This is a genomic window from Falsiroseomonas tokyonensis (assembly GCF_019024325.1).
GTDB classification, from domain to species: domain Bacteria; phylum Pseudomonadota; class Alphaproteobacteria; order Acetobacterales; family Acetobacteraceae; genus Falsiroseomonas; species Falsiroseomonas tokyonensis.
Map to the genome: position 1 here is coordinate 24,039 of NZ_JAFNJS010000001.1, position 26,143 is coordinate 50,181.

Here is a 26,143-nt window from a genome sequence, read left to right on the forward strand (position 1 = left end):
CCCGGATGATGCCGGACGCGTTCCCGGTATTCTTCACCGGGCGTCAGCCTTACGCAGGTCAGGCCATGGTGATGCCCGAGGTGGTGAGGGGCCACAATGTGCTGTTCGCGGCGCCGACCGCCTCGGGCAAGACCGAGGCTGCCGTGACGCCACTCTATCAGCGCCATATCACCTTCAAGCGCCGCGATCTCTCTACAATCTACGTTGCCCCCACGAAGGCTCTCGTCAACGACCTTTACGAACGTCTCGTCACCTATCTCGAGACGAGGCAGGCTGGCGCGGTCGCACGGTACACGGGCGACCGGCACGAGTTCCGAACAGCCTCAGGTGCGTTTTGCCTTCTAGTAACGCCGGAGGCACTCGACTCCCTCCAACTCCGCCGTCCAGAGACGTTGTCTGGGGTCCGCGCCGTCATTGTGGACGAGATCCATCTGCTCCACGGGCAGCCGCGCGGGCAGCAACTCCGGCATGTCATCGCGCGGATTCGGAAAGCGGCCGCACCTTCCGGGTCACCTAGAGATAGGTTCCAGCTCGTTGGTATGACAGCGACGCTCGACGACATGGCTGGCGTCGCGGAGACCTGGCTCGGTGCCGGGGCAAAGGTGCTGTCTCACGGTGCATCGCGGGACATCGAGCTGCAGTTCGTCGACATCGATGCGGACGGAGACCCCGACAGGGAACGTGCAGGCGCCCTCGCGCGCTGGCTGCAGCGGGCTGCCGCCGAGAAGGTGCTTGTCTTCGCGAACTCCCGGAACGGGGCCCATGGCTTGGCGGCCCACCTCCATCGGGAACTGGAGGGTACCCGCTGGCCCGTCCACCTCCACTTCGGTGCCTTAGCGGCAACAGAGCGCGAGCGCGTCGAGGACGAGATGCGCAGGAAGCGCTACGGCGTGTGTGTTGCGACTACCACGCTGGAGATCGGCATCGACATCGGCGACGTTGACACGGTCGTCCTGAGCGATCCGCCCCGGAGCGTCAGCGGATTTCTGCAGCGTATAGGGCGCGGCAATCGCCGCAGCGATGTCTGCCGTGTTGTAGCTTTCCGGGCGACGGAAAACGACGAGCGCTTGATACGGGCCCTTGTGGACTGCGGCCGCCGCGGTGAACTCGACGATATCCACGAGTACGACCGTCCCTCGGTGCGCTTCCAGCAGATCCTGAGCCTCTGTTGGAGGGCGACGCGCCAGGACCGACCGCTGTCCGCAGCCGCGCTCTGCGCCGAAGCCGGTGCAGATGATCATAAGGCCGTCATCAACGACATGGTCGAAACCGGCTGCCTCGCCGATGTTCGTGGGGCCCTCATCCCGTGCGATCGGCTCATGGACGAGGCCGACGCCGGTCAGATCCACACGGTCATTGCCAGCCGGGTCGGAAGCGCCGTGGTCGATATTCGGACCGGCAAGACGGCCATTCGCGATGCCGACGAGTCCACGGCAGGGGGCGCCATCTTCCACGGCGGTTCGATGCGACGTTTGTTGGCGGGCTCTGAAGGCGGAGCGTACCTCGGCGGCGCAGCGGCACGTTCGCAGTCGCTTGCTAGGATCAAGGGCACCGGACCGGCGCTGCCGGTCAGCCGGAGCGTTATCTGGGGGCTGGCTCGCCAGCGCGGTTTCGATCCGGTGCGGTGGCACTTGAGCGGAGCAGAGCTCGTGACATGGGGTGGGGAGACGTACAACACGCTCCTCGGGGCCCTATTCGCCCGGCAGCTTCCCGACCGGCGCTTTGCGGTTACGCCTGACAGCGTGGCCGGCCCGGTCCATCTGCTCGATGTTTCGCTCGACTTCATACGCGAGCTGGCTCGGTCTGCGGAGGAGGCAGGCGACTTGCCGCTGAGCACGGCGACGAAATTCACAAGTCCGAGCCGATACCTCAACGAGCTATCGCCGCGGCTCGCCGCTCTGGAGAAGCGAAGCTCGATTCCTTGGAAGCCATTCTGGCGTTGGCTGGACCGCATCGAGGCAATCGACCAGATCGGCTCCATGCCTCCAACCGGAGCGCCCCCGGGAGCGGACGCACGGTAGGAGAAGTGCAGCGAACACCTGCGAGAGACGTGTTGGCCTGGGTTTCAAATCCTACACCATCTTCCGGGTGCGCCGTGGCCAGATCTGCTGCGCGCGCCCGTTGGTCCACACCGGCGCAGCCGCCGGCGGCCGATCGCCTGGCGCCCTTTGCGGCCTGCCGGTGGAGTCGCGGTGTCGCCGGCGCTCGATCAGCACCCCGGCTTCCCGGCGTGAATGGAACATCTCGCGGTCCAGCAGCGTGTCACGCCGATTGCCGTTGAAGCTTTCGTCCTAGCCGTTCTTCCACGCCCGCACATGCCGCGCACCCGCCCGAAGGTGCGCAGGACCTGAAAGATTCCCTCCGGTCGCGGCGCTGCGACGACGGAGGGAGGGCGGCGCCCTCCCTGCCATCAGCAGCGCCGATCTTCAGCGCCCTTTCAGGCCGTCCGATCTCCACCCGTGCCCGTCAGCGCCGCTTGGGCCGCTGCAAGGCGGGCGACTGGGACGCGGTAGGGGGAGCAGGAGACGTAGTCGAGGCCGGTGGCGCCGCAGAAGTGGATGGAGGCGGGGTCGCCGCCGTGTTCGCCGCAGATGCCGAGCTTCAGGTCGGGCTTGGTCTTGCGGCCGCGTTCGGCGGCGATCTGCACCAGGGCACCGACGCCGTCGATGTCGATGGAGACGAAGGGGTCTTTCGGCAGGATGCCCTTCTCCACGTAGAAGGGCAGGAACTTGCCGGCGTCGTCGCGCGAGAGGCCGAAGACCGTCTGGGTCAGGTCGTTGGTGCCGAAGGAGAAGAAGTCGGCGGATTCGGCGATGCTGTCGGCGATCAGGGCGGCGCGCGGCAGTTCGATCATCGTGCCGACCTGGTAGACGATGTGGTGGCTGGTTTCGGCGAAGACTTCCTGGGCGACGCGGTCGACCAGGGCGCGCAGGATTTCCAGCTCGCGGCGCAGGGCGACGAGCGGGATCATGATTTCCGGCACGGGCGCCTTGCCGGTTTCCTTGGCGATGGCGATGGCCGCTTCGAAGATGGCGCGGACCTGCATCTCGTAGATTTCGGGATAGGTCAGGCCAAGGCGGCAGCCGCGGTGGCCGAGCATGGGGTTGGCTTCGGACAGGTCGGCGGCGCGGCGCTGCATGGCCGCGACATCGGCGCCGAGGCTTTGCGCCACCTCGGCGATCTCGCTGTCCTTGTGCGGCAGGAATTCATGCAGCGGCGGATCGAGCAGCCGGATCGTCACCGGCAGCCCCGCCATGATCCTGAACAATTCAAGAAAATCTTCGCGCTGAAAGGGCAGCAGCCGGGAGAGGGCGTCGCGGCGGCCGTCCTCGGTATCCGCCATGATCATCTGCCGGACGGCGCCGATGCGCTCCGGGTCGAAGAACATGTGCTCGGTGCGGCAGAGGCCGATGCCCTCGGCGCCGAATTTGCGGGCGGTCTCGGCATCCAGTGGGGTTTCGGCATTGGCGCGCACCTTCATCTTGCGCACACCATCGGCCCATTCCATGAGCGTGGCGAAATCCCCCGAGAGCTGCGGCTCGATCATCGCCACGGTGCCCGCGAAGACCTCGCCGGTGGCGCCGTCGAGGGTGATGGTCTCGCCGGCCGCCAGGCGCTTGCCGCCGGCGGTCAGCGTCTGGCCGGCATAATCCACGGTGACGGAGCCGGCGCCGGCGACGCAGGGCCGGCCCATGCCGCGGGCGACCACGGCGGCGTGGCTGGTCATGCCGCCGCGGGTGGTCAGGATGCCGCGGGCGGCGTGCATGCCGTGGATGTCCTCGGGGGACGTCTCGATGCGGACCAGGATGACGGCCTCGCCCTTGGCGGCGCGGGCCTCGGCCTCATCCGCCGAGAAGACGATGACGCCGCAGGCAGCGCCGGGGCTGGCGGGCAGGCCCTTGGCGATCGCCTTGCGAGGCGCCTTCGGGTCCAGCGTCGGGTGCAGCAGCTGGTCCAGCGCCTTGGGGTCGACGCGCTTGATGGCCTCGGTGCGGTCGATCAGGCCTTCGCGGGCCATGTCGACGGCGATCTTGAGGCTGGCGGCGGCTGTGCGCTTTCCGTTGCGGGTCTGCAGCATGTACAGCTTGTTCTGCTGCACCGTGAACTCGATGTCCTGCATATCCGCGTAGTGCTTCTCGAGCTTTTCGCGGACGGCGACCAGCTCGGCATAGGCCTGCGGCATGGCGACTTCCATGCTGCGCTCGCCGGGCTTGGCGCGGGACTCGGCCATGGGCTGCGGCGTGCGGATGCCGGCCACCACGTCCTCGCCCTGGGCGTTGATCAGGTATTCGCCGTAGAAGAAATTCTCGCCGGTGGAGGGGTCGCGGGTGAAGCAGACGCCCGTCGCGCAATCCTCGCCCATATTGCCGAAGACCATCGCCTGGACGTTCACGGCGGTGCCCCACTGCGCGGGGATGTCGTGCAGGCGGCGATAGGTATTGGCGCGCGGGTTCATCCAGCTGCCGAAGACCGCGCCGATCGCGGCCCAGAGCTGCGCCTTCGGGTCCTGCGGGAAGGGCTTGCCCGTCACCTCCTCGACCATGTCCTTGTAGCCGGCGACCACGCGGTGCCAGTCCTGGGCCTTGAGCTCGGTATCCTCGGAGACGCCGGCATCGAGCTTCACATGCTCGATGATTTCCTCGAAGCGGTGGTGATCCACGCCCAGCACGACGGAGCCGAACATCTGGATGAAGCGGCGGTAGCTGTCCCAGGCGAAGCGCGCATCGCCGGAAGCCGCGGCCAGGCCTTCCACGGTGGAATCGTTCAGGCCCAGGTTCAGCACCGTGTCCATCATGCCGGGCATGGAGACGCGGGCGCCGGAGCGGACGGAGACGAGCAGCGGCTTGTGATGGTCGCCGAACTTGGCGCCGACGGCGGCCTCGATGCGGGCGAGCGCGGTGTCGACGGCGTTGCTCAGCTCCGGCGGGTAGGACTGGCCGTGGTCGTAGTAATAGGTGCAGACCTCGGTGGTGATGGTGAAGCCCGGCGGGACCGGCAGGCCGATGCTGGCCATCTCGGCCAGGTTCGCGCCCTTGCCGCCCAGCAGGTTGCGCATGTCCGCGCGGCCTTCATTGTGGCCGGCGCCGAAGCTGTAGACCCATTGAGTCATTGGACGGCGTTCTCCTGTTTGGACTGTTACGGAGCCCCCAGGGGAGTGGGGGAGGCGCCGTGGCTCAGCCTTCGATCCTGGAAAAGTCTGCGACCGTATCCATGCCGCCCCTGAGCCGTGCGAGCAAGCGCAGCCGGTTGGCCCGGGTTGCGGGCGCGGGGTCGTTGACGATGACCTTTTCGAAAAATGCGTCGAGCGGGGCGCGGAGCGCGGCCAGGGCGGACATGGCGGCGCCGAAATTTTCGGCAAGCAAGGCCTGGGCGACCAGGGGTTCGGCCTGGTCCAGCGCCGCGGCCAGCGCCTGCTCCTCCGGCGCCACCAGCAGGGCCGGGTCGATGGGGCCGGCATGCGGCCCGTCCTTCTTGTCCTCGATCCGCAGAATGTTGGCGGCGCGCTTGGCGGCGGCCAGAAGGTTGGGGCCATCCGGGCCTTCCACCAGCGCCTTCAGCGCCTCCGCGCGGGACAGCAGGCGCAGCAGGTCGTCCTCCCCGCCCTGACCGAAGGCGGCGGCCACCAGGTCGTGCCGGGCGCCCTCGGCGCGAAGCTGCACGCGCAGGCGTTCGGCCAGGAAGTCGAGCAGCCCGGCGGCGAAGGCGGCGACCATCGGCGGGTGGGCGCCACGGGGGGCGGGCTGCCAGCCGGTCTTCAGCTTGTCCTGGGCGACGGCCATGCCGAATTCGGGGCTGGCGGTCTCGCCCAGCGCCTGGGGGAAGCCAAAGAAGGCCTCGGCCAGCGCGTCTTCCAGGCGCAGCCGCAGGCGGTTCTCGCGGATGATCCGGATGATGCCCAGCGCGGCGCGGCGCAGCGCGAAGGGGTCGCCGGAGCCGGTCGGGCGCTCGTCCACCGCAAAGAAGCCTGCGAGCATGTCGAGCTTGTCCGCCAGCGCCACGGCGATGGCGACGGGCTCGCTCGGCACCGCATCGCCCGGGCCGAGCGGCCGGTACTGCGTGCCGATCGCCTCCGCCACACGGGCGTCCTCGCCCTGGTGCAGCGCGTAGTAGCGGCCGATGGTGCCCTGCAATTCCGGGAATTCGCCGACCAGGCCCGAGGCCAGGTCCGCCTTGGCCAGTTTTGCCGCGCGGGCAGCAAGCGCCGGATCGGCGCCCAGATGCGGCGCCAGCCAGCGCGCCAGCCGCTCCAGCCGCGCCACGCGCTGCCCTTGCGTGCCCAGCTTGGCGTGGAAGACCACCGTCTCCAGCTTCGGCAGGAAGTCGTCCAGCCGCTGCTTGCGGTCCTGGTCCCAGAAGAAGCGGGCGTCGGAGAGGCGGGCGCGCAGCACGCGCTCATTGCCCGCGATCAGCGTGGCGCCGCCATCGGTGGCGGCGATATTCGCCACCAGCCCAAAGAAGGGCGCCGCGCCGCCATCCGGCTTCACCAGCGAGAAATAGCGCTGGTTCACGCGCATGGTGGTGCGCATCAGCTCGGGCGGCAGGTCCATGAAGGCGTCGTCGATGCGGCCGAGCAGCGGCACCGGCCATTCGACCAGCCCGGCCACCTCCTCCAGCAGCCCGCGATCAGGCACCACGGCGACGCCCTGTTCGGCGGCGAGTTTCGCCAATCCTGTCTCGATCAGCGCCATGCGCGCCGCGGCATCGGGCTCCACGAAGCGGGCGCGCAGGCCGGCCTCGTAATCGGCGAGGCCCTTCACCGCGAAGACGCGGTCGGCGGCGGCCATGATGCGGTGGCCCTCGGTGAGGGTGCCGCTTTCCATCCCCGGCAGCGCGGCGATGGAGAAGGGCACAACCTTCCCGTCCAGCAGACACAGGATGCGATGCAGCGGGCGCACCCAGGTGAAGGGGCCGTTCCAGCGCATGGATTTCGGCCAGCCGAAGTTTTGGATCAGCCCCGGCAGAACCTGCGCCAGCAGGGCCGCGGCGGCGATGGTTTCGCCCGGCTTCTGCAGCACCCAGAAGCCGTTCTGGTCCACCAGTTGTTCCCGCGTGGCGCCGTGCTTGCGGAGAAAACCGTCCAGCGCCGCCGGTGGCGCCGCGGTGCGCGGGCCGCGCTCCTCCTTGCCCTCGGTGGTGACTTCGGCGCGCAGCGTCGCGGACAGGCCGATGCGGCGCGGCCCGTAGAAGGGTTTCGGTGCGCCTTCCAGCAGCGGCGCGGCGGCGGTGGCGAAGGCCTTGGCAAGATCCTCGGCGCCCCGCGCCTGCATGCGCGCCGGAATTTCCTCGCAAAACAGTTCGAGCAGAAACTCCGGCATCAGATCGCGGCCTTCACATCGGTCTCGGAAAAATCAGCGCCCTTGAACAGCAGCGGCGCATTGCGCTCCCGCGCCAGGGCATAGGCGAAGCAGTCGCCAAAATTCAGCGCGGCCTTGTGGCGGCCGCGGCCGTAGCGGCGCCAGGCTTCCAGCGCCAGCCGCGCCTGGGACTCCGTGACCGGCACGACCTCCGCCCCGGCATCGGCCAGAAGCTGGTCCATCCGCGGCCGGATGGCCGGGCCGGCCTGGCCCTCCGCCACCATGCCGAGTTCCAGCAGCGTGGCGGCGGAAAGCGCCACGTCCGAGGCATCGGCAAGCATCGCGGTGAAGCGTTCGGCCTCCGGCTCCTGCCGCAGGATCACCATGAAGGCGGAGGTATCGACGATCACCTGGGCAGGCCGTTCTCGTCATAGAGATCGCTGTGATCGCTGCTGCCCACCGGCGGGAACAGCTTGGCGGATTCGCGACCGATCGCCATCAGCGCCTCGTACTTCCGGCGCGCCCTGTCGTTCCGCACCGCCCGCTCGCTCGCCAGACGGCTTTGCACCGCCTCGCGCAACGCGGCGGTGGTGCTGGTGCCCAGCAACTCCGCCAGCGCCTTGGCATCGGCGATCAGCGCATCGTCCTTGATGTTCAACTGGCCCATGGCGCCCTCATGGTAGAATGGCAGCGCATCATGGTAGAAGAACGCGATAAAGTCACGCGGTCTCGCCCGCGACCCAGGCCTCGCAGCAGCCCTTGGCCAGCGCCCGGACGCGGCCGATATAGGCGGCGCGTTCCGTCACGCTGATGGCGCCGCGGGCGTCCAGCAGGTTGAAGCGGTGGCTGGCCTTGATGCACTGGTCATAGGCCGGCAGGGCCAGCGGCGGGTCATAGGCCAGCAGCGACTGGCATTCGCGCTCGGCGTCGGCGAAATGCTGGAACAGCATCGCGGTGTCGGCGCCGGTGAAATTGTGGTGGCTGTATTCGACCTCGGCGCGACGGAACACCTCGCCGTACTTCACGCCGCGGCCGTTGAAATCCAGCTCATACACATCGTCCACGTCCTGGATGAACATGGCCAGGCGTTCCAGCCCGTAGGTCATCTCGAAGGACGGCACCTCGCAGGTGATGCCGCCGACTTGCTGGAAATAGGTGAACTGGCCGACCTCCATTCCGTCGCACCAGATCTCCCAGCCCAGCCCCCAGGCGCCGAGCGTCGGGCTTTCCCAGTCATCCTCGACGAAGCGGAAGTCATGCTTCATCGGATCGAGGCCCAGGTCGCGGTAGCTGGCCAGCAGCAGGTCCTGCGCATCGGCCGGGCTCGGCTTCATGATGACCTGATATTGGTAGTAGTGCTGCAGCCGGTTCGGATTCTCGCCATAGCGGCCATCGGAGGGCCGGCGGGAGGGCTGCACATAGGCCGCCGACCAGGGCTTCGTGCCCAGCGCGCGCAGCGTGGTGGCCGGGTGGAAGGTGCCGGCGCCGACTTCCATGTCATAGGGCTGCAGGATCAGGCAGCCCTGCGCGCTCCAGAAATTATGGAGGCGCAGGATGATGTCCTGGAAGGAGGGAGGTTTTGCGGACATGCCGGGTACAGGTCTTGCCGGGGAGGTTTCGACCGCTTCAATACCCCCCGGCCGGGCAGGCCGGCAAGCAAGCGGCCGGGCAGCCCGGCAAGCAAGGGGCCCCTTCATGACCGATGCCGAGCGCCTGATCCGCGCCTATTACGCCGCCTTCAATGCCGGTGACCGCGCCGCCATGCTGGCCCTGCTGACGGAGGATGTGATCCACGACCCGAACCAGGGCACCCGCCGCACCGGCAAGCCGGCCTTCGCCGCCTTCATGGCCGGCATGGATGCCGCCTATGCCGAACAGCTGGCGGATCTGGTGGTGATGGTCGATGCCTCCGGCAGCCGCGCCGCCGCCGAATTCACCGTGCTCGGCCAGTATCTCCGCACCGAGGACGGCCTGCCCGAGGCGCATGGCCAGCGCTACGCCCTGCCCGCCGGCGCCTTCCTGACCATCCGCGACGGGAAAATCGCCCGCATCGCCACCCACTACAACCTGCCGGACTGGATCAGCCAGGTGTCGGCTCCGCCGGAGGGGGCTCGGCCGGGCCCGGCGTAAGCAGGTTCGCGTCCCGCGCCAGCCGCCAGGCGCCATCCGGCCCGCGCCGGAAGATGGACAGCGTGCTGCCCGCCATGTGCTTCATGGCGCCGCCATGCCAGGGGGTGACGGAGACGGTCACCTGGCCGCGCACCCAGGCGAGGTGGCCCTGCACCTCCACCTCCTGCACCGTGCTCGCGCCCTCGATCTTCACGCCGCGCATCGCCTGCGCCGCGGCCAGGAAGGCCTCGCGGCCAAAGGGGTCCTTGCCCGGGACCATGAAGACCACGTCCTCGGTCATCAGCCCGGCGACGGTCTCGAGGTCCCCGGCGCGGGTCGCGTCGAACCAGCGCTGGACCAGCTTGCGGATATCGGCTTCGTCCTGGGTCATCCTGCGGCCTTCCGGGGGTACGCGCGCCTCTCTCGCGCCGGATCAGGCTTGGCGCAATGCCGGCCCGGTGAAATCGAGGATCAGCCGGGCGAGTTCCCCGGGCGCCTCGATGGGAATCATATGGCCGCTGCCCTCGATGACGCGGAGCTGGGCGCCGGGGATGCCGGCCGCCAACTCCTCCGATTCCGCCACGCTGCGCAGCGCATCCTGGGCGGCGGCCACCACCAGGGTGGGGCAGGCGATCTCCGCTAGGCGCGTGTCGAAGGCAGGACGCGGCAGGCTCGACTGGCGCCCGAAAACCTCCCCGCCCAGCCGGTCCCCCATGGCCCGCAGCCGGTCCACCAGGACCGTATCCCCGGCGCGGTCCGGATGCAGCCCGCGGGCGATGGCGCCGCGGCTCATCCCCCGGAAGGCCCGGCCGGAGATCGCCCCGCGTCGCGCCTGCTGGGACGCGCTGTCGCCGCGGCCGGAAGTCGCCACCAGCACCAGCGCCTGCACCCGGCCCGGCGCCATCCGCGCCACCTCCCGCGCCACGAAGCCGCCCATCGAGAAGCCGACCAGCGCGAAGCGCTCCGGCGCGCCCGCCAGCACGCGCTCCGCCATGCCCTGCAGCGTGTCGTCCTGGAACAGGTCGCCATGGTGGATCGGGCCGAGCGGGGCCAACAGCGGCGTCATCTCGTCCCAGAGCCCGGCATCCAGCATGAAGCCGGGCAACAGCACTACCGCCACGCGCTTGGCCTCTGCCCTGAAGGGACGCAGGATCGAAAGCTGAAGGAGACCGCCATGCCCGAGATCATCATCTATGCCGTTGCCGGCCGCACCACCGAACAGAAGCGCGGCCTGGTCAAGGACATGACCGAGGCCATGGTGAAGAATTTCAGCGTGGCGCCGGAATCCGTGACCATCCAGATCGTCGAATCCGACAAGGATTCGAAGGCCAAGGGCGGCGTGCTGTGCAGCGAGCGGTAGGAGTCAAAGTCCCAGCCGCGCCCAGGCCGCCCGGTCCTCCACCGCCGCCATCGCCCCTTCCGCCAGCGCGGCGCCCGAAATCAGCCGCAGCGGCCAGGGCGGGCGGCGCGGGCCGATGGGGATCAGCTGCGCCTTCTCCCCATGCCGGGCGCGGAGTTCCGCCGTCACCTCCCCAAGCCGGTCGGCCAGGCCCAGCTCCACGGCGCGCTTGCCGGACCAGAAGCGCCCGCTGAACAGCTCGGCCTCGGGCGCCTTCAGCCGGGCGCTGCGCCGGCGGCGCACCCAGTCGCGGAAGGTCTCGTGCAGCTCCGCCAGCAGCTGTTCCAGCCGCGCCACATCCTCCGGCCGCTCCGGGCCGAAGGGATCGAGAAAACTCTTCTCGCTGCCGGCCGTGTGCATGCGCCGGCGCACGCCGATGCGGCCGATGGCCTCCTCCAGCCCGAAGCCGGCGCTGATCACGCCGATGGACCCCAGGATGCTGGCGGGGTCGGCCACGATCTCATCCGCCGCGCAGGCCAGCCAATAGCCGCCGGAGGCCGCGGCATCCTCGACATAGGCCGTGACCTTCACCTTCTTCTGGTCGGCCAGGCGGCGGATGCGCTGGGCCACCAGGCTGGACTGCACCGGGGACCCGCCGGGCGAGTTGATCACCAGCGCCAGTTCCGCCAGACGCTTGATGCCGAAGGCGCGGTCGAGCAGCGGGCCGGTGGTTTGCGCGCTGATCCCCGGGGCGGCGAAGGCACTCGCCCCGCGGGCGGCAATCACGCCGGACAGGCGCAGCACGGCGATGCGGGGCGGCTTGGACAGGAAGGGCAGGTTCATCCCCGATAGATGCGCCCGCCGCAGGTCCAGACAAGCATCCCGCCCCCCTTCCGCCGGGCCCGCCGACAGGTCATTGTCCGGACAACACAGCCGAGGCTCCGCATGACCAAGCCGCTTCCCGTCCTCATTGCCGGTGCCGGCCCGGTTGGCATGGTGGCCGCCGCCTATCTGGCCGGGGAGGGCATTCCCGTCACCGTGGTGGAACAGGCGAAGGACCTGCCGACCGACCTCCGCGCCTCCACCTTCCACCCGCCGACGCTCGACATGCTCGGCAAGTTCGGGGTGGTGGACAGCCTGATCGAACAGGGGCTGGTCTGTCCGAACTGGCAGTTCCGCGACCGCGCCACCGGCCCCATCGCCACCTTCGACATGGGCGTTCTCTCGGCCGATACGAACCATCCCTACCGGCTGCAATGCGAGCAGTGGCGGCTGACGCAGATGCTGCGCGACCGCATGGCGGCGAATCCCGACGTCACCTTCATCTACGACGCCCGCGCCGCCGATGCGGCGCAGGACGCGGATGGCGTGACCCTGACCATCGAGCGCGCCGATGGCAGCACGGAAAAGCTGACGGGCTCCTACCTGATCGGCGCCGATGGCGCGCGCAGCGCCGTGCGCCGCGCGGTCGGCACCGAATTCCGTGGCCAGACCATCCCGGAAATCTTCCTGTCGCTGTCGACCACCTTCCCCTTCCACGAGGCGATCCCGGACCTCGCGGATATCTCCTACATCTCCGACCCCGAGGAATGGTTCGTGCTGCTGCGCACGGCGTCCCTCTGGCGCGTGCTGTTCCCGACCGATCCGACCGAGACGGAGGAAGCGATGACGGCGCCGGCGCGGATGAATGCGCGCTTGCAGGCGGTGGTGCCCAACCCGGCGGGGTATGAGGTGGTGCATCGCACCGGCTACCGGGTGCATGAGCGAGTGGTGGACGACTATGTCCATGGCCGCATCTTCCTGGCCGGCGATGCCGCCCATATCAACAACCCGCTCGGCGGCATGGGCATGAATGGCGGCATCCACGATGCCTTCAACCTGGCGGAGAAGCTGACCAAGGTGTGGCAGGGCGCGCCGCTGGAGAGCATGGGCCGCTACCAGCGCCAGCGCCGCAAGGTGGCGCTCGACGTCGTGCAGCAGCAGGCGCTGCGCAACCGGCAGATCCTGAACCAGCGCGACCCGGCGGCGCGCCAGGCCTATCACGAGGAGCTGCGCGCGACGGTGGCGGATCCCGCAAAACACCGCGCCTATCTGCTGCGCTCTTCCATGATCCAATCCCTGCGCGACCTGGAGAATGTGGCATGAGCGGACATCCCGAGGCCGAGATCTACCACCGCCAGGGCATGGGCAAATCCGCCGGCATGGGCCAGCGCCCGGCGCTGGTCATGGTGGATTTCGTCGTGGGCTTTGCCGATCCCGCGCATTTCGGCGGCGGCAATATCGCGCCCGCCATCGCGCAGACTGTGAAGCTGCTGGCCTTCGCGCGCGCCCATCGCTGGCCGGTGGCGCATACCCGTGTGGTCTATGCCGAGGACGGCTCGGATGCCGGCGTCTTCACCCTGAAGGCGCCGTCGCTGCTGAAGCTGACCGAACATTCGCCGCTGTCGCAGATCGTGCCGGAGCTGACGCCGGTGGCGGGTGAGCACATCGTCCGCAAGCAGGGCGCCAGCGGCTTCTTCGATACCAACCTGGCGAGCTGGCTGCGCTACCAGGGCGCGGACACGCTGGTGGTCACGGGCTGCACCACCAGCGGCTGCGTGCGCGCGACGGTGGTGGACAGCCTGCAGCACAATTTCCGCACCATCGTCGCGACGGACTGCGTCGGCGACCGCGCGATCGGGCCGCATGAGGCGAACCTCTTCGACATGGGCCAGAAATACGCGGATCTGATGACGCGGGCGGAGATCGAGGCGGCGGCGGGGTAAGGTCTCCGCATCACTCCGCGGCGGCGGGCAGCTTCATCCAACCGGGCACGCGCGGCGTCAGCACGGCACCACCTGCCGAAAGCGCGCCGCCCGCCGCCAGCACATCCAGCCGCAGCAGCGCCAGGCCGTGGCCATCGCGGGCGGAGCGCATCTCGCCCACCTCCACCCCGTCCCGCAGCACCGGCGTGCCGCGCGGCGGCAGGCCGCCTTCCACCGTCACCGGCACGATGCGGCGCTTCAGCAGGCCGCGATACTTGGTCCGCGCCGTCAGCTCCTGGCCCATGTAGCAGCCCTTGGTCCAGGACACGCCGCCGAGCTCGTCGAAGCCGCCTTCCAGCAGCACGGATTTTTCCGGCTCCAGGTCGCGCGAGCCATCGGGCAGGCCGAGGCGCAGGCGATGCAGGTCCCACTCCGCTTCCTCGGCATCGGCCGCCGGGCCCACCGGCGACAGGCAGCGCCAGCCGGCCTCGGGCAGCCGCGGATCCGGCGCGGCCAGCGTGCCGGCCGGCGGCACGCTGTCGCCCCAGCCGGCCATGACGGCGAATTCGGCCGAGGCATCGCGCAGCGAGACCTTGGCGCGCAGGCGGAAGCGGGCCAGGCGCTGGATCAGCATCCCGGCCTGGGCCGCCTCCACATCCAGCAGCAGGCGCTCGGCCTCCGCCATCACGAAGAAATCGGCCAGCCACTTGCCCTGCGGCGTCAGCAGCGCGGCCCAGACCGCCCGGCCCGGGCCGGCGGCGGCGATGTCGTTGGAGACGAGGCCCTGCAGGAAGGCGACGCGGTCGGGGCCGGTCACCTCCACAACGCCACGTCCGGTCAGATGGGCTATCGGCATGCAGCCCAGATGGGCGAGCCGAAGCGGCGATGCAATGTCCCCTTGGGGGCCCGGTTGGGGCGATTCCGGCGGGTGTGCTATGCGCGCGCCCTGCATGCGCATCCTTTTCGTCACCGCCACCCGGATCGGCGATGCGGTCCTTTCCACCGGGCTGCTGGACCATCTGCTCCGCACCCATCCCGGGGCGCGGATCACGGTCGCCTGCGGCCCCGCCGCGGCCGGCGTCTTTGCGCGGATGCCGGGGCTGGAGCGGCTGATCGTCCTCGCCAAGCGCCGCTTCTCCCTGCATTGGCTGGATCTCTGGCGGCAGGTGGCGACCACGCGCTGGGACCTGGTCGTGGATTTGCGGGCCTCGGCGCTGGCCTGGATGGTGCCGGCGCGCAAGCGCCTGACCGGCAAGGGCGGCAGGCGGCCGGGGCATCGGCTGACCCATCTCGGCGCGCTGATGGGCCTGGCGCCGCCGCCGCTGCCCGTGGTCTGGACCGCGCCGGAGGATGAGACGCGCGCGGAAACCCTGCTGCCCGGTGGCCCCTGGCTGGTGCTCGGCCCCACCGCCAACTGGGTGCAAAAAGTCTGGCCGGCGGAGCGCTTCGTGAATGTGGCGCAGGCGCTGACGGCACCGGGCGGCGCGCTGGCCGGCGCGCGCATCGCGGTACTGGGCGGGCCGGGCACGATGGAGCGCGAGATGGCCGCGCCGGTGCTGGCCGCCTTCCCGGATGCCGTGGACCTCGTCGGCAGGCTGAGCCTGCCGGAAGTCGCCGCCGTGATGCGCCGCGCCGCGCTGTTCCTCGGCAATGATTCCGGGCTGATGCACCTGGCCGCCGCCGCCGGCGCGCCGACACTTGGCCTGTTCGGCCGCAGCAGCGCCGCCGAATACGGCCCCTGCGGCCCGCGTGCCCTGGCGGTGGAGGCCGATGGCCCGCCCTTCGAATCCCCCATGACCGACCTGCCCCAATCCCGCGTGCTGGCGGCCGCGAACCGGCTGCTCGCCGCATGAGGGTGGCGCATGTCATGGCCGGCGCCGTGCAGGGCGGGGCGGAGGGCTTCTTCGAGCGCCTCGTCCTCGCCCAGCATCGCGCCGGCCTCGACGTGCTGGCGGTCATCCGGCGCGAGCCCGGCCGCGCCGCAAGGCTCGAGGCAGGGGGCGTGGCGCCGCTGCAACTCGGCTTCGGCGGGCCGCTCGATTGGCTGACGGCCGGCCGGCTGCGGCGCGCCTTGCTCGGCTTCCGGCCGCAGGTGGTGGTCGCCTGGATGAACCGCGCCGCCGGCTTTGCCCGCGCCGCGACCCGGCCGGGCGATGGCTGGGCCATGGCCGGCAGGCTGGGCGGCGCCTATGCGCTGCGGCACTACGGCGCCTGCGACCTGCTGGCCGCCAATACCCAGGGCCTGTGCGACTGGATCGCGAGCCAGGGCTGGCCGGCGGATCGCGTGCGGCTGATGCCGAATTTCGCCGCCGACCTCGCCGGCGCGCCCCCCGCCACCCTGCCCTTCCCGCCCGGCGCGGTGCCGCTGCTGGCCATGGGCCGCCTCCACCCCAACAAGGATTTTGCCACGTTGCTGCGTGCCGTCGCGCGGCTGCCGGCCGAGGTCCATCTCGCTTTGGCGGGCGAAGGGCCGGAGCGGGGGGCGCTGGAGGCGCTGGCGGGGGAACTCGGCCTCGGCGGGCGGGTGGCCTTCCTCGGCTGGCGCCAGGATGTCGGGGCGCTGCTGGCGGCCAGCCGGATGCTGGTCGTGCCGTCCCGTATCGAGCCGCTGGGCAATGTCGTGCTGGAAGGTTTTTCCGCCAATCGCCCCGTGGTGGCGACCGCCGCGGACGGGCCGCGCGAGGTGATGCGGGACGGCGAGACGGGCCGGCTGGTGCCGATCGGCGACCATGCCGCGCTGGCCGAGGCCATCGGCCAGCTGCTGGCCGACCCCGCCATGGCGGATCGCCTCGCCGCCGCCGGCCGCGCCGGCTTCATCGCCCGGCATGCGGAGGCGCCGGCCCTGGCCGCCTGGGCGGCCTTCCTCGACGAAGCGGCGGCACGAAGGGAAGCGGCCTAGATGTGCGGCATTGCCGGCCTCGCCCTGAAGCAGGGCCTGACGCCTGACCCCAAGATCCTGCACGCCATGCTGGCCGCGCTGGCGCATCGCGGGCCGGATGGGCAGGGCGTGCACATCGCGGACAATGTCGGCCTGGCGCATAACCGCCTCGCCATCATCGACCTCGCCACCGGCGACCAGCCGCTATTCGCCGGGCCCACCACCCTCGTCGCCAATGGCGAGGTCTACAACTACATCGAGCTGCGCGAGGCCCATGCGCTGGTCTGCGCGACGGGGTCCGATTGCGAGCCGCCGCTGCACCTCTATCGCCGCGACGGCGTGGCGGCGACGGCGCAGGCGATGCGCGGCATGTATGCGATCGCGCTGCACGACCGCGCCACGCGCCGCCTGATCCTGACGCGCGACCCCTTCGGCATCAAGCCGATGTACATCGCCGAGGTCGCGGGCGGCATCGCCTTCGCCTCCGAACCCCAGGCGCTGCTCGCCGCGGGGCTCGTCCAGCCGGTGGTGCGGGCGGAGGCGCGGGACGAGCTGCTGCAGTTGCAATTCACCACCGGCGCCGAGACCATCTTTGCCGGCATTTCTCGCATTCTTCCCGGCGAGACGGTGGTGATCGCGGATGGCGCCATCGTGGAACGCCATCGCCGCGCCGCGCTGCCGGAGGGCGGGCCGGTGGCGGTGACGGAGGAGGAGGCCCTCGCCCGGTTGGACGCCGCCTTCGAGGACAGCGTCCGCCTGCACCAGCGCGCCGACGTGCCCTATGGCCTGTTCCTCTCGGGCGGCATCGATTCCGGGGCCGTGCTGGCGATGATGGCGCGGCTGAACAGCCAGCCCGTGCGCGCCTTCACCGCCAGCTTCGACGTGCCCGGCGCGGCGGATGAACGCGCCGCCGCCGAAGCCGCCGCCAAGGCCCACGGCGCGCGGCACACCACCATCACGGTGACCGAGGCCGAGGTCTGGCGCGAACTGCCGAAAATCGTGGCGGCGATGGATGATCCGGCGGCGGACTACGCCATCATCCCCACCTGGTTCCTGGCGAGCCGGGCGCGGCAGGATGTGAAGGTGGTGCTCTCCGGCGAGGGCGGCGACGAGCTCTTCGGCGGCTATGGCCGCTACCGCAGCGCCATGCGCCCCTGGTGGCTCTGGGGCCGCCGGCCGCGCGCCACCGGGGCCTTCGACCACGTGAAGGACGTGCTGCGCGACGCGCCCCGCACCTGGCGGGACGGCATCACCGCCGCCGAGGCCGCCACCGCCCTGCCCGGCCGCTCCCGCCTGCAGGCCGCCCAGGCCGCCGACATCGCCGACTGGCTGCCAAACGACCTTTTGGCCAAGCTGGACCGCTGCCTCATGGCGCATGCGCTGGAGGGCCGCACGCCCTTCCTGGACCCCGCCGTGGCGGAGTGCGCCTTCCGCCTGCCGGATTCGCTGAAGGTGCGCGGCCGCACCGGCAAATGGCTTTTGAGGACCTGGATGGCCCGGCATGCGCCGGCCTCCAAACCTTTTGCGCCGAAGCAGGGGTTCACGGTGCCGGTGGCGGCCTGGATCGGGGGCGTGGGGGACCGGCTCGGCCCGCTGGTGGCGGCGCAGCCGGGGGTGGCGGAGGTGGCGAAGCCGGATCGCGTCGCCGCCCTGTTCCGCCATGCGGCCGGCGACAAGCACCGCGGCTTCGCCGCCTGGCACCTGCTGTTCTACGCCCTGTGGCACCGCGCGCATGTGGAGCGGCGGGATGTTTCGGGGGATGTGTGGCAGGTGCTGGGCGGGTGAGTGGGTGTCGCGTGGGAAGGGGCAGGTTGTCCGTGCCCGCGAGAGCCGTTTCGCCGAAAGCGAAGACGATGAAACGGCTCTAGCCTTTTCCCCAACGTATTTTCCGAGTCGCCTTGCGAAGCCGCAAGGCTTGAAAATGCTCTATCCCAGGGGCGGCCCGACCAGCTCGACACCATGGCGAAGGCAGGCCTCGGCGAGCGCCTGGGCCTGCTCGGGCGAGGGTGGCCCCGCGGCATCGGGCAGGCCGTCCCGTTCGGCCGGTCGGCCGAGCGCGCGGACGAGGCCCTCGAAATCGCCGCCCCGCACGATCGTCAGGAAACGCGCTCCCTCTTGGGACTCGGCCCGGTAGGTGTGCGGGACGCCCTTCACCGTGAGGACGCTATCGCCGGCACGGGCGCGGACCTCCCGCCCGCCGGCAAGAAAGCGTAGCTCCCCCTCAAGCACGTGGAAAACCTCGTCCTCGTTCCGATGGATGTGGAGTGGCGGCGAATCGCCGAAGGGGACGCGGTGCTCGAGCACCGATAGGCCATCGGTCCCGTCCGAGTGGCGGATGCGCAGGATGACCTGCGTGTTCAGGAACCAAAGCTGTTCCAAGGATCGCTGATCGGTCGGCATGGATTTCGGGCCCGACGCTTCGTGGGGATGGTAGCCTGCAACATCTCCCAGCTCAGTGCCAGCGTGGAACGGTCAGGTCCGCTCCGCCATCACGCCCGGCCAGCCCCTGAGTGGCTGTGCCGCGCGCTCCAGGCCGCTTATAGAAACCTCGACAGCAGAGGAAACCGCCGCCATGACCCAGACCTATGACCTCGTCCTGCGTGGCGGCACCGTGGTCCTGCCCTGGGGGATGGAGGCCACCGATGTCGGCGTCCGTGCCGGCCGCATCGCCGCCATCGGCGACCTGCGCACCGCCGCCACGGCCGAGACCATCGACTGCACAGGCCTGCATGTGCTGCCCGGCCTGATCGACAGCCACGTCCATCTGCGCGAGCCCGGCGATGCGGCGGTGGAGACCATCGCGACCGGCACCAAGGCGGCCGTGCTCGGCGGCCTCACCACCGTCTTCGACATGCCGAACACCAACCCCTCCATCACGACGCGGGAGAAGCTGGACTGGAAGCGGGACTTCGTCGCCGGCCGCGCCTGGTGCGACATCGGCTTCTATGTCGGCGCCGCCAAGTCCAACATCGCCGAGCTCGCCGCGCTGGAAGCCGAGCCGAATGTGTGTGGCGTGAAGGTGTTTGCCGGCAGCTCCACCGGCGACCTGCTGGTCGAGGATGATGCGAGCCTCGAGGCCGTGATGCGCAGCGGCCGCCGACGCATCAGCTACCACTCGGAAGACGAGTACCGCCTGCAGGCGCGCAAGCCCGCCTACACCACCGGCATGCCGCACCGGATGCATGCCGAATGGCGCGACGTGGAATGCGCCTTCCTTGGCACGCGGCGCCTGATGGCGCTGGCCCGCAAGACCGGCCGCCCCGCGCATATCCTGCACGTCTCCACCGCCGAGGAACTGTCCTACCTCAAGGATTTCCGCGACGTCTGCACGGTGGAGGTGCTGCTGAACCACCTGACCCAGACGGACGAGGCCTATGACCGCCTCGGCGGCTATGCCGTGATGAACCCGCCGATCCGCGATGCGCGCCACATGGCCGCCGCCTGGGCGGCGGTGGCCGATGGCACGGTGGACACCGTGGGCTCCGACCACGCGCCGCACAGCCGCGCGGCGAAGGAACGCCCCTGGCCGGATTGCGGCGCGGGCCTGACCGGGGTGCAGACCCTGGTGCCGCTGATGCTGGACCATGTGAATGCCGGGCGCCTGTCCCTGCCCCGGCTGGTCGACCTGCTGAATGCCGGCCCGGCCCGGGTCTATGGGCTGGTCGGCAAGGGCCGCATGGCCGCGGGCTACGATGCGGACTTCACCGTGGTGGACATGAAGAAGACCCGCACCATCGAGGAAAGCTGGATCGCCTCGCCCTGCGGCTGGACGCCCTTTGCGGGCCAGAGCTGCACCGGCTGGCCGGTGATGACCATCATCCGCGGCCAGGCGGTGATGCGGGAGGATGCGGTGCTCGGCGAGCCGCTCGGCACCCCCGCGCGCTTCGCCCCCTGATCGCCGGCGCGGATGACCTGGGCGGTTGAGACGGCCTCGCGCGGCTGGTAGAGCCGATCACGGGAAGCGGAGGCGGTGATGGCGCAGCAGGACGAACAAGTCGTGGATTGGGCGGCCCGGCTGCGGGCCTCCCTGGCGCCGGACCAGCCCACCCCGCCGGCGGAGCCGGCCTCAGCATCCCCGCCGGCGGAGCCGGCCTCTGCATCCCAACCGGCGGAGCCGGCCTCTGCATCCCAACCGGCGGAGCCGGCCCCTGCATCCCAACCGGCGGAGCCGGCCTCTGCCATCCCGCCGGCGGACTCCGTGCCTGCGATCACAGCCGCGAAGCCGCCCGTCCCGCCCCCCGCCGCTGCCCGCACCACCCTCGCCGCGCTCAGCGCCGCGGCGGCCGAGCCTGCCGGAGCGCCGCCGCGCGGCCTGCTGGCGGCCGCCCTGCCGCCGCGGGCGGAGCCACAGGCACAGCCGGTGCATGAGCTGGGCCCGCTGGCCGCGCTGCTGAACCTCGCCCCCGCCGCGCCGCCCGCCCTGCCGCTTGGCCTGCCGCCTGGCCTGCCGCCCGCCCCGCGCCCCGCACCGCCCGCGGAACCCGCGGCCCCTTCCGGTGGCCTGCTCTCCTTCCTGGCGCAGCAGGCACCGCCGCAGCCGGCGCCGGCGATCTGGGAAGGTCCGCTCCTCAGCGCGCTCGGCGCCGCGCCCCTGCAGCCGCCCCAGGCCCCGCCCACCCCCGAGGCGCCGATATCCGAGGCCCCCTTGCCCGGTCCGGCGCCCGCACAGGCGCTGGCCAGCGCCGAGGCGATCCTGGCCAGCAAGCCGGTACTCAAATCCGCCGCCCAGGCCCCGGTGCCACCTTCGAAGCCTCGCCTCGCCCCTCCCGCCAAGCCGGCGGAGCCCGACGCGGACCCGCTCGCCCCGGCGCAGATCGCAGCCGCCTATGAGGCGGTGCATGGCAGCGCCATGCCGGCCGAGGCGGCGGGGGATGGCGCGGATTGGCTGGGCCTGGCGCGCAGCCTGGACGAGGCGAAGGAAAGCTGGCGCGCCCTGTTCCTCGGCGCGTCGCAGGCCGATCTGCCGCTCGCCGGCGCCCTCGCCGCCCGCGGCCGCGGCTTGGCCCCGGTGCTGCATGCGACGGAGTCACATCCCGGCAATTTCCGCCGGCTGCTGGCGGCGTTGGAGGCGAAGGGGCTGCAGGCCGGCGAGACGCGGCTGCTGCAGGCGGCCGTCACCACCGACCCGGACAGCCTGCCGCCAGGCGGCGCCCTTGTGCAGGGGCTGCTGGAGCGGCAGGAGGCCTGGGACTATGTCCGGGTGAGCGGGCCGCGGGTGATTGGCGGCCTGCTCAAGCGCGCCCAGCCGCTGCTGGATGCGCGGGTACGCTGGATGATGCTGCGGCTTGAAACGCGCGCCCAGGAAGCGGCGGCCATCAAGGGCCTCGGCGCCGCGAAATGGAAGCTGGTCGCGGAACGCCCCGCCCGCCTGCAGCCTGGCCTGCCGGTGACGACGGCGCAGCCTGGCATCCAGCTCTGGCGCGGCCCGCTGGCCTGAAGCGCCTCACAAGCGCTCCCTCAGGGCGGATCCGCCACGCCCCGCTGGCCGGTCAGCGGCGGCACCGTCCAGCAATCGGCGGCGCCGAGGGAGCGGGTGCAGAAGGGCTGCGGCGTTGGCGGCGAGGGCTCCGGCGCGCACCAGCTCTCACGCCGCTCCACCCGCACCAGGGAACAGTCGCGGCCGGTGGCCCAGCTCGCCACATGATCGACCGGCGTCCGCCCGGTCAGGATCAGGGAGGCGCCGCTGGCCACCAGCACCGGCCCGGCGGTGGCGCTGACGGTGGGGCCGATCTGGCAGCCGGCCAAAAGGGGCAGGGCCAGGGGCACGGCCAGCAGCAGCCCGGTCCGGGCCACCCTCGGCGGCCGGGTCTGCGCAGGATCGGGGCGGGCGGCGGGGCGGCGCATGGGGGCAGGGTAGGCGGGCGGGCTTAACGTGGCCTGTACACGCGGCTATGGTCCGGCCCCCGGCTGACCAGACCTGCTTCCGACCAGAGGATTGCCCGTGCCCGATATCTTCGACGAGATCGAGGAAGACCTCCGCGCCGATCGCGCCCGCCGCCTGGCGAAGCGCTGGGGCGGGCTGGCCCTCGGCGTCGTGCTGGTGGCGGTGGCCGCGGTCGGCGGCCTGCAGGCCTGGCGCTGGAACGAGGCGCGGCAGGCCGCCACCGCCGCCAATACCTTCCTCGCCCTGCACCGCACCGCGGAAGCCCCCGGCGCCGACCTGCCGGCGGTGGCGGATGGCTTCGCCGCCCTGGCGCGGGAAGCGCCCGACGGCTATCGCACCCTGGCCCGGCTGCGCGCCGCGGCGCTGAAGGCGGAGACCGGCGACCGCGCCGCCGCCCTGGCGCTGTGGGACCAGCTGGCAGGCGATACGGGGGCCGAGACGCTGTACCGGGATCTGGCAAACCTTCTCTATGTCGGCCATGCGCTGGAGACCGGGGACCCGGCGCAGCTCGCGGCCCGGATCACGCCGCTGACCCAGCCGGGCAATGCCTGGCAGGCGCCAGCGCGCGAACTGGCGGCGCTGGTCGCGATCCGCCGCGGCGAAACGGCGGAGGCGCGGCAGCAATTGCAGGCGCTGGCCGCGGATGCGGCGGCGACACCCGGGCTGCGCGAACGCGCGCAGCGGCTGGCGGCGGGGCTCGGCTCATGATGAATCATTCTGTCTCCCGCCGCGCCGGCCTGCTGGGCGCGGCTGCCCTGCTCTCCGGCTGCTCGGCGCTCGATGGGATCTGGGGCAGCCGCAAGGTGCCGCTGCCCGGGGAACGTCGCAGCGTGCTGCGCGCCGATCCGCCGCTGGAAGCCGATACGAGCGCGGAGGGCAGCGTCTCCCTGCCGCCGCCCAGCCCGTTCGCGGAATGGCCGCAGACGGGTGGCACGCCCAGCCATGCGCCCGGCCATGCCCAGTTCGGCGCGGAGCCGCGCCAGGCCTGGCGCGCCTCGATCGGCGGCGGCTCCGGCTACCGGTCCCAGCTGACCGCCGGGCCGGTGATCGCCGGCGAGACGGTCTATGCAGTCGATGCCTCCGGCCAGGTTTCCGCCTTCGCGCTGGCTGATGGCAGCCGCCGCTGGCGGGTGGAGACGACGCCGGAGGATGAAAGCGCCGGCACGGTGGGCGGCGGCGCCGCCTTCGCCGATGGCGTGCTCTATGTCGCGACCGGCATGGCGGAGGTGCTGGCCCTGTCACCCGAGGATGGCGCGGTGCGCTGGCGCGTCCGCACGCCGGCGCCGACCCGCGGCGCGCCAACCGTGGCGGGCGGCCGGATCTTCGTGGTGACGCTGGAGAACCACCTGCTGGCGCTGTCCGTGGAGGATGGCCGCCGGCTCTGGACCCATCGCGCCGGCGCGCTGACCACCCTGCCGCTCGGCCTGCCCGCGCCGGCGGTGGAGGGCGAGGTGGTGGTGGCCGGCTTCGGCACCGGGGAGCTGACGGCGGTGCGCGCCACCGATGGCCGCGTGCTGTGGTCCGAGGGCCTCGGCACCACCGGCGCCACCAGCCTGGCCGATATCGTCGGCATCACCGGCCTGCCGGTGATCGATCGCGGCCGCGTCTTCGCCTCCGGCCTGTCCAACACCACCATCGCGGTCGACCTGCGCAGCGGCCGGCGGCTGTGGGAACGCACCTTCGGCGGCGGCACCGGCCCGGCGGCGACCGGCGACTGGGTCTTCGCCGTCACCCGCGCTGGAGAGGCCGCGGCGGTGGGGCGGGAGGATGGCCGCATCCGCTGGGTCCGGGAGCTCGACCCCTCGCCGGAAGGCGGGCGGCGGCGGGAGGAAGCGGCGCGCTTCGGCATGCCGATCCTGGCCGGCGGCTTCGTGCTGGTCCCCTCCAGCAAGCGCGAACTGCTGATGCTGGCGCCGGGCGATGGCAGCATCGCCGGCCGCGTGCCGCTTTCGGCCGGCGTCACCCTGCCGGGCGCGGTGGCGCAGGGCACGCTGGTGCTGCTGGGCGATGACGGCACGCTGATGGGGCTGCGCTAAAGGCCGCCATTCGCGACGCGCACGGGCCATATGGCGCGCGCGGTGCTATGAGGGGACCGGCCGCGCGCACCGCGCGGCGCGGACCTTTGGAATACCATGCAGACCGTCGCCATCCTCGGCCGGCCCAATGTGGGCAAATCCTCCCTGTTCAACCGCCTGGCCGGGCGGAAGATCGCGCTGGTGGACGACACCCCCGGCGTCACGCGCGACCGCAAGGAGGTCGAGGCCGAGATCGGCGGCGTGCCCGTGCGGCTGATCGACACGGCGGGGCTGGAGGAGGCGGCGCCGGATACGCTGGCCGGCCGCATGACCGCGAGTAGCGAAAGCGCGCTGCGCCAGGCGGACCTGGTGCTGTTCGTGGTCGATGTCCGCACCGGCCTGACCGCCGCCGACCGCGCCTTCGCGAGCTGGCTGCGCAAGGCGCCCTGCCCCGTGCTACTGGTGGCGAACAAGGCCGAGGGGCGGCTCGGCATGCAAGCCGCCATGGAGGCCTATGAGCTGGGCCTCGGTGATCCCATCGCCGTCTCCGCCGAGCATGGCGACGGCTTTGGGAATCTGCACGACGAGGTGCGGGACCGGCTGCAGGCGGAGCCGCGGCGGGGCAAGGAAGACCGGGAGCGGCCGCTGCGGCTGGCCATCCTGGGCCGCCCGAATGCCGGAAAATCCACGCTGCTGAACGCCCTGGTGGGCGAGGAGCGCATGATCACCGGCCCGGAGCCCGGCCTGACGCGCGATGCCATCGCCGTCGAATTCCGCGACGCCGAGGGCCCGATCCGCATCGTCGACACGGCCGGGCTGCGCAAGAAGGCCCGCATCGAGAAGCACCTCGAGAAGATGTCGACGGAGGCCAGCATCGCCGCGCTGAAGGAGGCGGAGGTGGTGATCCTGGTGGTCGATGCCCTGCAGGGCATGGACGAGCAGGATTTGCGGATCGGCCGGCTGGCGGAGCGCGAGGGCCGCGCGCTGGTGATCGCCTTCAACAAGTGGGATGCCGTCGAGGACCGCACGGCAACCCGGAGAAAACTCGAAGACACGCTGATGAGCAGCTTCGCGCAGATGAAGGGGATTTCCGTGGTCCCCATCTCCGCCGCGAATGGAAGGGGACTGGAGAAGCTGATGCCGACGGTGCGCACGGTCTATGAGCTGTGGAACCGTCGCGTGCCGACCGGCGAGCTGAACCGCTGGTTCGAGACGATGAAGGAACGCCACCAGCCGCCGCTGGTGGAGGGCAAGCGCATCAAGCTGCGCTACGCCACCATGCCCAAGGCCCGCCCGCCCACCATCACCGTCTTCGGCACTCGTGCCGAGCAGCTGCCCGAGGACTACCGCCGCTACCTGGTGAACAGTTTTCGCGAGCAGTTCGACATGCCCGGCGTCCCGATCCGGCTGCATCTGCGCGGGACGGACAATCCCTACGCCGAGGAGGAGTAGCCCCCCCGGCCGAAGGCCTCAGGCCGCCGCGATCGCGGCCTCGATGTCCTTCAGGGAATGGCCGGTCAGATCCTTCGGGATCTCGCCCAGCAGCTTGGCCGAGAGCGTCTTGTGGTAGTGCTTGCGCAGTTCGCCGAGGGTGCGCGGCGCGGCGATGATGACCAGGCCCTCGACATGGCCGGCCATGACCTGCTTGTTCAGCATCTCGGCCACGCCCGCCGCAAAGCCGTCCTCGTCCTGCTGGCTGTCGGAGGGGTTGGCGGAGCTGCTGGCATGGCGGCCGCCGGAGCCCTTGTTCTCGCTGTCCACCTCCGGCACCTGCATCGCGGTCAGCTGCAGCGCGCCGGCATCGCCGGTGTTCTGGAACAGGTTCAGCTTCTCGCCATCGGCGACGGCGACATAGGCATTGCTGGGAAGCTGCATGGGA

25 protein-coding genes are annotated in these 26,143 nt (G+C 71.0%); 13 read left to right on the forward strand and 12 right to left on the reverse strand.

All coding sequences use genetic code 11. The annotated features are described in order from the left end of the window. Positions 1-5 precede the first annotated feature (5 nt). A complete protein-coding gene (locus tag J3S20_RS00130) occupies positions 6-2,021 on the forward strand; it encodes a DEAD/DEAH box helicase (protein ID WP_216833659.1) in 2,016 nt (671 codons plus the stop codon). Positions 2,022-2,437: 416 nt separating this feature from the next. On the opposite strand, the gene ppdK is transcribed toward J3S20_RS00130, so the two are convergent. From ppdK to J3S20_RS00155, 5 genes are all read right to left on the reverse strand, one after another. Continuing rightward, complete coding sequence (gene ppdK / locus J3S20_RS00135) at positions 2,438-5,110, reverse strand: pyruvate, phosphate dikinase (protein ID WP_216833660.1); 2,673 nt, start codon at positions 5,108-5,110, stop codon at positions 2,438-2,440. A 64-nt stretch (positions 5,111-5,174) separates the two neighbouring features. After that, positions 5,175-7,316 (reverse strand): glycine--tRNA ligase subunit beta, encoded by a 2,142-nt coding sequence (glyS, locus tag J3S20_RS00140; protein WP_216833661.1) that lies wholly within the window; start codon positions 7,314-7,316, stop codon positions 5,175-5,177. After that, a complete protein-coding gene (locus tag J3S20_RS00145; protein WP_216833662.1) occupies positions 7,316-7,705 on the reverse strand; it encodes a type II toxin-antitoxin system VapC family toxin in 390 nt (129 codons plus the stop codon). Before J3S20_RS00145 ends, glyS begins: the two co-directional genes overlap by 1 nt. Continuing rightward, positions 7,702-7,962: a type II toxin-antitoxin system VapB family antitoxin gene (locus J3S20_RS00150; RefSeq protein WP_216833663.1), complete on the reverse strand. Its 261-nt coding sequence runs from the start codon at positions 7,960-7,962 to the stop codon at positions 7,702-7,704. Before J3S20_RS00150 ends, J3S20_RS00145 begins: the two co-directional genes overlap by 4 nt. A gap of 52 nt (positions 7,963-8,014) precedes the next feature. Then, the gene (locus tag J3S20_RS00155) at positions 8,015-8,884 is read right to left on the reverse strand and encodes a glycine--tRNA ligase subunit alpha (RefSeq protein ID WP_216833664.1); all 870 of its coding nucleotides are present in this window, start codon (positions 8,882-8,884) and stop codon (positions 8,015-8,017) included. A gap of 106 nt (positions 8,885-8,990) precedes the next feature. Between J3S20_RS00155 and J3S20_RS00160 the strand changes: the two genes are divergently transcribed. Continuing rightward, positions 8,991-9,425, forward strand: a complete 435-nt coding sequence (locus J3S20_RS00160; protein WP_216833665.1) for a ketosteroid isomerase-related protein — start codon at positions 8,991-8,993, stop codon at positions 9,423-9,425. On the opposite strand, the gene J3S20_RS00165 is transcribed toward J3S20_RS00160, so the two are convergent. Further along, complete coding sequence (locus J3S20_RS00165; RefSeq protein WP_216833666.1) at positions 9,376-9,795, reverse strand: YybH family protein; 420 nt, start codon at positions 9,793-9,795, stop codon at positions 9,376-9,378. The genes J3S20_RS00160 and J3S20_RS00165 overlap by 50 nt on opposite strands. Positions 9,796-9,837: 42 nt before the next feature. Then, positions 9,838-10,524, reverse strand: coding sequence for an alpha/beta fold hydrolase (locus J3S20_RS00170; RefSeq protein WP_216833667.1), 687 nt, complete (start codon positions 10,522-10,524; stop codon positions 9,838-9,840). Between the two features lie 54 nt (positions 10,525-10,578). Between J3S20_RS00170 and J3S20_RS00175 the strand changes: the two genes are divergently transcribed. Then, on the forward strand, positions 10,579-10,764 hold the full coding sequence (locus J3S20_RS00175) for a tautomerase family protein (protein WP_216833668.1): 186 nt from the start codon (positions 10,579-10,581) through the stop codon (positions 10,762-10,764). Between the two features lie 3 nt (positions 10,765-10,767). On the opposite strand, the gene J3S20_RS00180 is transcribed toward J3S20_RS00175, so the two are convergent. After that, complete coding sequence (locus tag J3S20_RS00180) at positions 10,768-11,586, reverse strand: S49 family peptidase (RefSeq protein ID WP_216833669.1); 819 nt, start codon at positions 11,584-11,586, stop codon at positions 10,768-10,770. A 102-nt stretch (positions 11,587-11,688) separates the two neighbouring features. Between J3S20_RS00180 and J3S20_RS00185 the strand changes: the two genes are divergently transcribed. Together J3S20_RS00185 and J3S20_RS00190 are read left to right on the forward strand one after the other, a co-directional pair. Then, positions 11,689-12,888 (forward strand): FAD-dependent oxidoreductase, encoded by a 1,200-nt coding sequence (locus tag J3S20_RS00185; RefSeq protein WP_216833670.1) that lies wholly within the window; start codon positions 11,689-11,691, stop codon positions 12,886-12,888. Beyond that, positions 12,885-13,508 (forward strand): isochorismatase family protein, encoded by a 624-nt coding sequence (locus J3S20_RS00190; protein ID WP_216833671.1) that lies wholly within the window; start codon positions 12,885-12,887, stop codon positions 13,506-13,508. Before J3S20_RS00185 ends, J3S20_RS00190 begins: the two co-directional genes overlap by 4 nt. A 10-nt stretch (positions 13,509-13,518) precedes the next feature. On the opposite strand, the gene ygfZ is transcribed toward J3S20_RS00190, so the two are convergent. After that, positions 13,519-14,343 carry a CAF17-like 4Fe-4S cluster assembly/insertion protein YgfZ gene (ygfZ, locus tag J3S20_RS00195; protein WP_216833672.1) on the reverse strand — a complete coding sequence of 275 codons (825 nt, stop codon included), beginning with the start codon at positions 14,341-14,343 and terminating at the stop codon, positions 13,519-13,521. Between the two features lie 94 nt (positions 14,344-14,437). On the opposite strand from ygfZ, the gene J3S20_RS00200 reads away from it, so the two are divergent. From J3S20_RS00200 to asnB, 3 genes are read left to right on the forward strand one after another with little or no spacing between them, the layout of a single operon-like run. After that, positions 14,438-15,340, forward strand: a complete 903-nt coding sequence (locus tag J3S20_RS00200) for a glycosyltransferase family 9 protein (protein ID WP_216833673.1) — start codon at positions 14,438-14,440, stop codon at positions 15,338-15,340. Beyond that, on the forward strand, positions 15,337-16,386 hold the full coding sequence (locus J3S20_RS00205; protein ID WP_216833674.1) for a glycosyltransferase: 1,050 nt from the start codon (positions 15,337-15,339) through the stop codon (positions 16,384-16,386). The genes J3S20_RS00200 and J3S20_RS00205 overlap by 4 nt, the downstream gene beginning before the upstream one ends. Further along, positions 16,387-18,150, forward strand: coding sequence for an asparagine synthase (glutamine-hydrolyzing) (gene asnB, locus J3S20_RS00210; RefSeq protein WP_216833675.1), 1,764 nt, complete (start codon positions 16,387-16,389; stop codon positions 18,148-18,150). Positions 18,151-18,291: 141 nt separating this feature from the next. On the opposite strand, the gene J3S20_RS00215 is transcribed toward asnB, so the two are convergent. Further along, positions 18,292-18,765 (reverse strand): cupin domain-containing protein, encoded by a 474-nt coding sequence (locus J3S20_RS00215; protein ID WP_216833676.1) that lies wholly within the window; start codon positions 18,763-18,765, stop codon positions 18,292-18,294. A 172-nt stretch (positions 18,766-18,937) separates the two neighbouring features. Between J3S20_RS00215 and J3S20_RS00220 the strand changes: the two genes are divergently transcribed. Both J3S20_RS00220 and J3S20_RS00225 read left to right on the forward strand, forming a co-directional pair. Continuing rightward, positions 18,938-20,260: a dihydroorotase gene (locus J3S20_RS00220; RefSeq protein WP_216833677.1), complete on the forward strand. Its 1,323-nt coding sequence runs from the start codon at positions 18,938-18,940 to the stop codon at positions 20,258-20,260. Between the two features lie 303 nt (positions 20,261-20,563). After that, positions 20,564-21,802, forward strand: a complete 1,239-nt coding sequence (locus tag J3S20_RS00225; protein ID WP_216833678.1) for a hypothetical protein — start codon at positions 20,564-20,566, stop codon at positions 21,800-21,802. Positions 21,803-21,822: 20 nt separating this feature from the next. On the opposite strand, the gene J3S20_RS00230 is transcribed toward J3S20_RS00225, so the two are convergent. Beyond that, the gene (locus tag J3S20_RS00230) at positions 21,823-22,209 is read right to left on the reverse strand and encodes a hypothetical protein (RefSeq protein WP_216833679.1); all 387 of its coding nucleotides are present in this window, start codon (positions 22,207-22,209) and stop codon (positions 21,823-21,825) included. A 97-nt stretch (positions 22,210-22,306) separates the two neighbouring features. On the opposite strand from J3S20_RS00230, the gene J3S20_RS00235 reads away from it, so the two are divergent. From J3S20_RS00235 to der, 3 genes are all read left to right on the forward strand, one after another. Beyond that, the gene (locus tag J3S20_RS00235; protein WP_216833680.1) at positions 22,307-22,957 is read left to right on the forward strand and encodes a tetratricopeptide repeat protein; all 651 of its coding nucleotides are present in this window, start codon (positions 22,307-22,309) and stop codon (positions 22,955-22,957) included. Continuing rightward, positions 22,954-24,285 carry an outer membrane protein assembly factor BamB family protein gene (locus J3S20_RS00240; RefSeq protein ID WP_216833681.1) on the forward strand — a complete coding sequence of 444 codons (1,332 nt, stop codon included), beginning with the start codon at positions 22,954-22,956 and terminating at the stop codon, positions 24,283-24,285. Before J3S20_RS00235 ends, J3S20_RS00240 begins: the two co-directional genes overlap by 4 nt. Before the next feature lie 96 nt (positions 24,286-24,381). Next, positions 24,382-25,716, forward strand: a complete 1,335-nt coding sequence (gene der / locus J3S20_RS00245) for a ribosome biogenesis GTPase Der (RefSeq protein ID WP_216833682.1) — start codon at positions 24,382-24,384, stop codon at positions 25,714-25,716. Positions 25,717-25,734: 18 nt separating this feature from the next. On the opposite strand, the gene J3S20_RS00250 is transcribed toward der, so the two are convergent. Continuing rightward, complete coding sequence (locus J3S20_RS00250) at positions 25,735-26,139, reverse strand: host attachment family protein (RefSeq protein ID WP_216833683.1); 405 nt, start codon at positions 26,137-26,139, stop codon at positions 25,735-25,737. Positions 26,140-26,143 lie beyond the last annotated feature (4 nt).

Coding starts and splice junctions, on each gene's coding strand:
- J3S20_RS00180 (WP_216833669.1), bottom strand. CDS start 11,586: ATGAACCTGCCCTTCCTGTCCAAGCCGCCCCGCATCGCCGTGCTGCGC.
- J3S20_RS00190 (WP_216833671.1), top strand. CDS start 12,885: ATGAGCGGACATCCCGAGGCCGAGATCTACCACCGCCAGGGCATGGGC.
- J3S20_RS00155 (WP_216833664.1), bottom strand. CDS start 8,884: ATGTCCGCAAAACCTCCCTCCTTCCAGGACATCATCCTGCGCCTCCAT.
- J3S20_RS00160 (WP_216833665.1), top strand. CDS start 8,991: ATGACCGATGCCGAGCGCCTGATCCGCGCCTATTACGCCGCCTTCAAT.
- ygfZ (WP_216833672.1), bottom strand. CDS start 14,343: ATGCCGATAGCCCATCTGACCGGACGTGGCGTTGTGGAGGTGACCGGC.
- der (WP_216833682.1), top strand. CDS start 24,382: ATGCAGACCGTCGCCATCCTCGGCCGGCCCAATGTGGGCAAATCCTCC.
- J3S20_RS00150 (WP_216833663.1), bottom strand. CDS start 7,962: ATGGGCCAGTTGAACATCAAGGACGATGCGCTGATCGCCGATGCCAAG.
- ppdK (WP_216833660.1), bottom strand. CDS start 5,110: ATGACTCAATGGGTCTACAGCTTCGGCGCCGGCCACAATGAAGGCCGC.
- J3S20_RS00185 (WP_216833670.1), top strand. CDS start 11,689: ATGACCAAGCCGCTTCCCGTCCTCATTGCCGGTGCCGGCCCGGTTGGC.
- asnB (WP_216833675.1), top strand. CDS start 16,387: ATGTGCGGCATTGCCGGCCTCGCCCTGAAGCAGGGCCTGACGCCTGAC.
- J3S20_RS00200 (WP_216833673.1), top strand. CDS start 14,438: ATGCGCATCCTTTTCGTCACCGCCACCCGGATCGGCGATGCGGTCCTT.
- J3S20_RS00130 (WP_216833659.1), top strand. CDS start 6: ATGATGCCGGACGCGTTCCCGGTATTCTTCACCGGGCGTCAGCCTTAC.
- J3S20_RS00165 (WP_216833666.1), bottom strand. CDS start 9,795: ATGACCCAGGACGAAGCCGATATCCGCAAGCTGGTCCAGCGCTGGTTC.
- glyS (WP_216833661.1), bottom strand. CDS start 7,316: ATGCCGGAGTTTCTGCTCGAACTGTTTTGCGAGGAAATTCCGGCGCGC.
- J3S20_RS00215 (WP_216833676.1), bottom strand. CDS start 18,765: ATGCCGACCGATCAGCGATCCTTGGAACAGCTTTGGTTCCTGAACACG.
- J3S20_RS00250 (WP_216833683.1), bottom strand. CDS start 26,139: ATGCAGCTTCCCAGCAATGCCTATGTCGCCGTCGCCGATGGCGAGAAG.
- J3S20_RS00230 (WP_216833679.1), bottom strand. CDS start 22,209: ATGCGCCGCCCCGCCGCCCGCCCCGATCCTGCGCAGACCCGGCCGCCG.
- J3S20_RS00175 (WP_216833668.1), top strand. CDS start 10,579: ATGCCCGAGATCATCATCTATGCCGTTGCCGGCCGCACCACCGAACAG.
- J3S20_RS00240 (WP_216833681.1), top strand. CDS start 22,954: ATGATGAATCATTCTGTCTCCCGCCGCGCCGGCCTGCTGGGCGCGGCT.
- J3S20_RS00220 (WP_216833677.1), top strand. CDS start 18,938: ATGACCCAGACCTATGACCTCGTCCTGCGTGGCGGCACCGTGGTCCTG.
- J3S20_RS00205 (WP_216833674.1), top strand. CDS start 15,337: ATGAGGGTGGCGCATGTCATGGCCGGCGCCGTGCAGGGCGGGGCGGAG.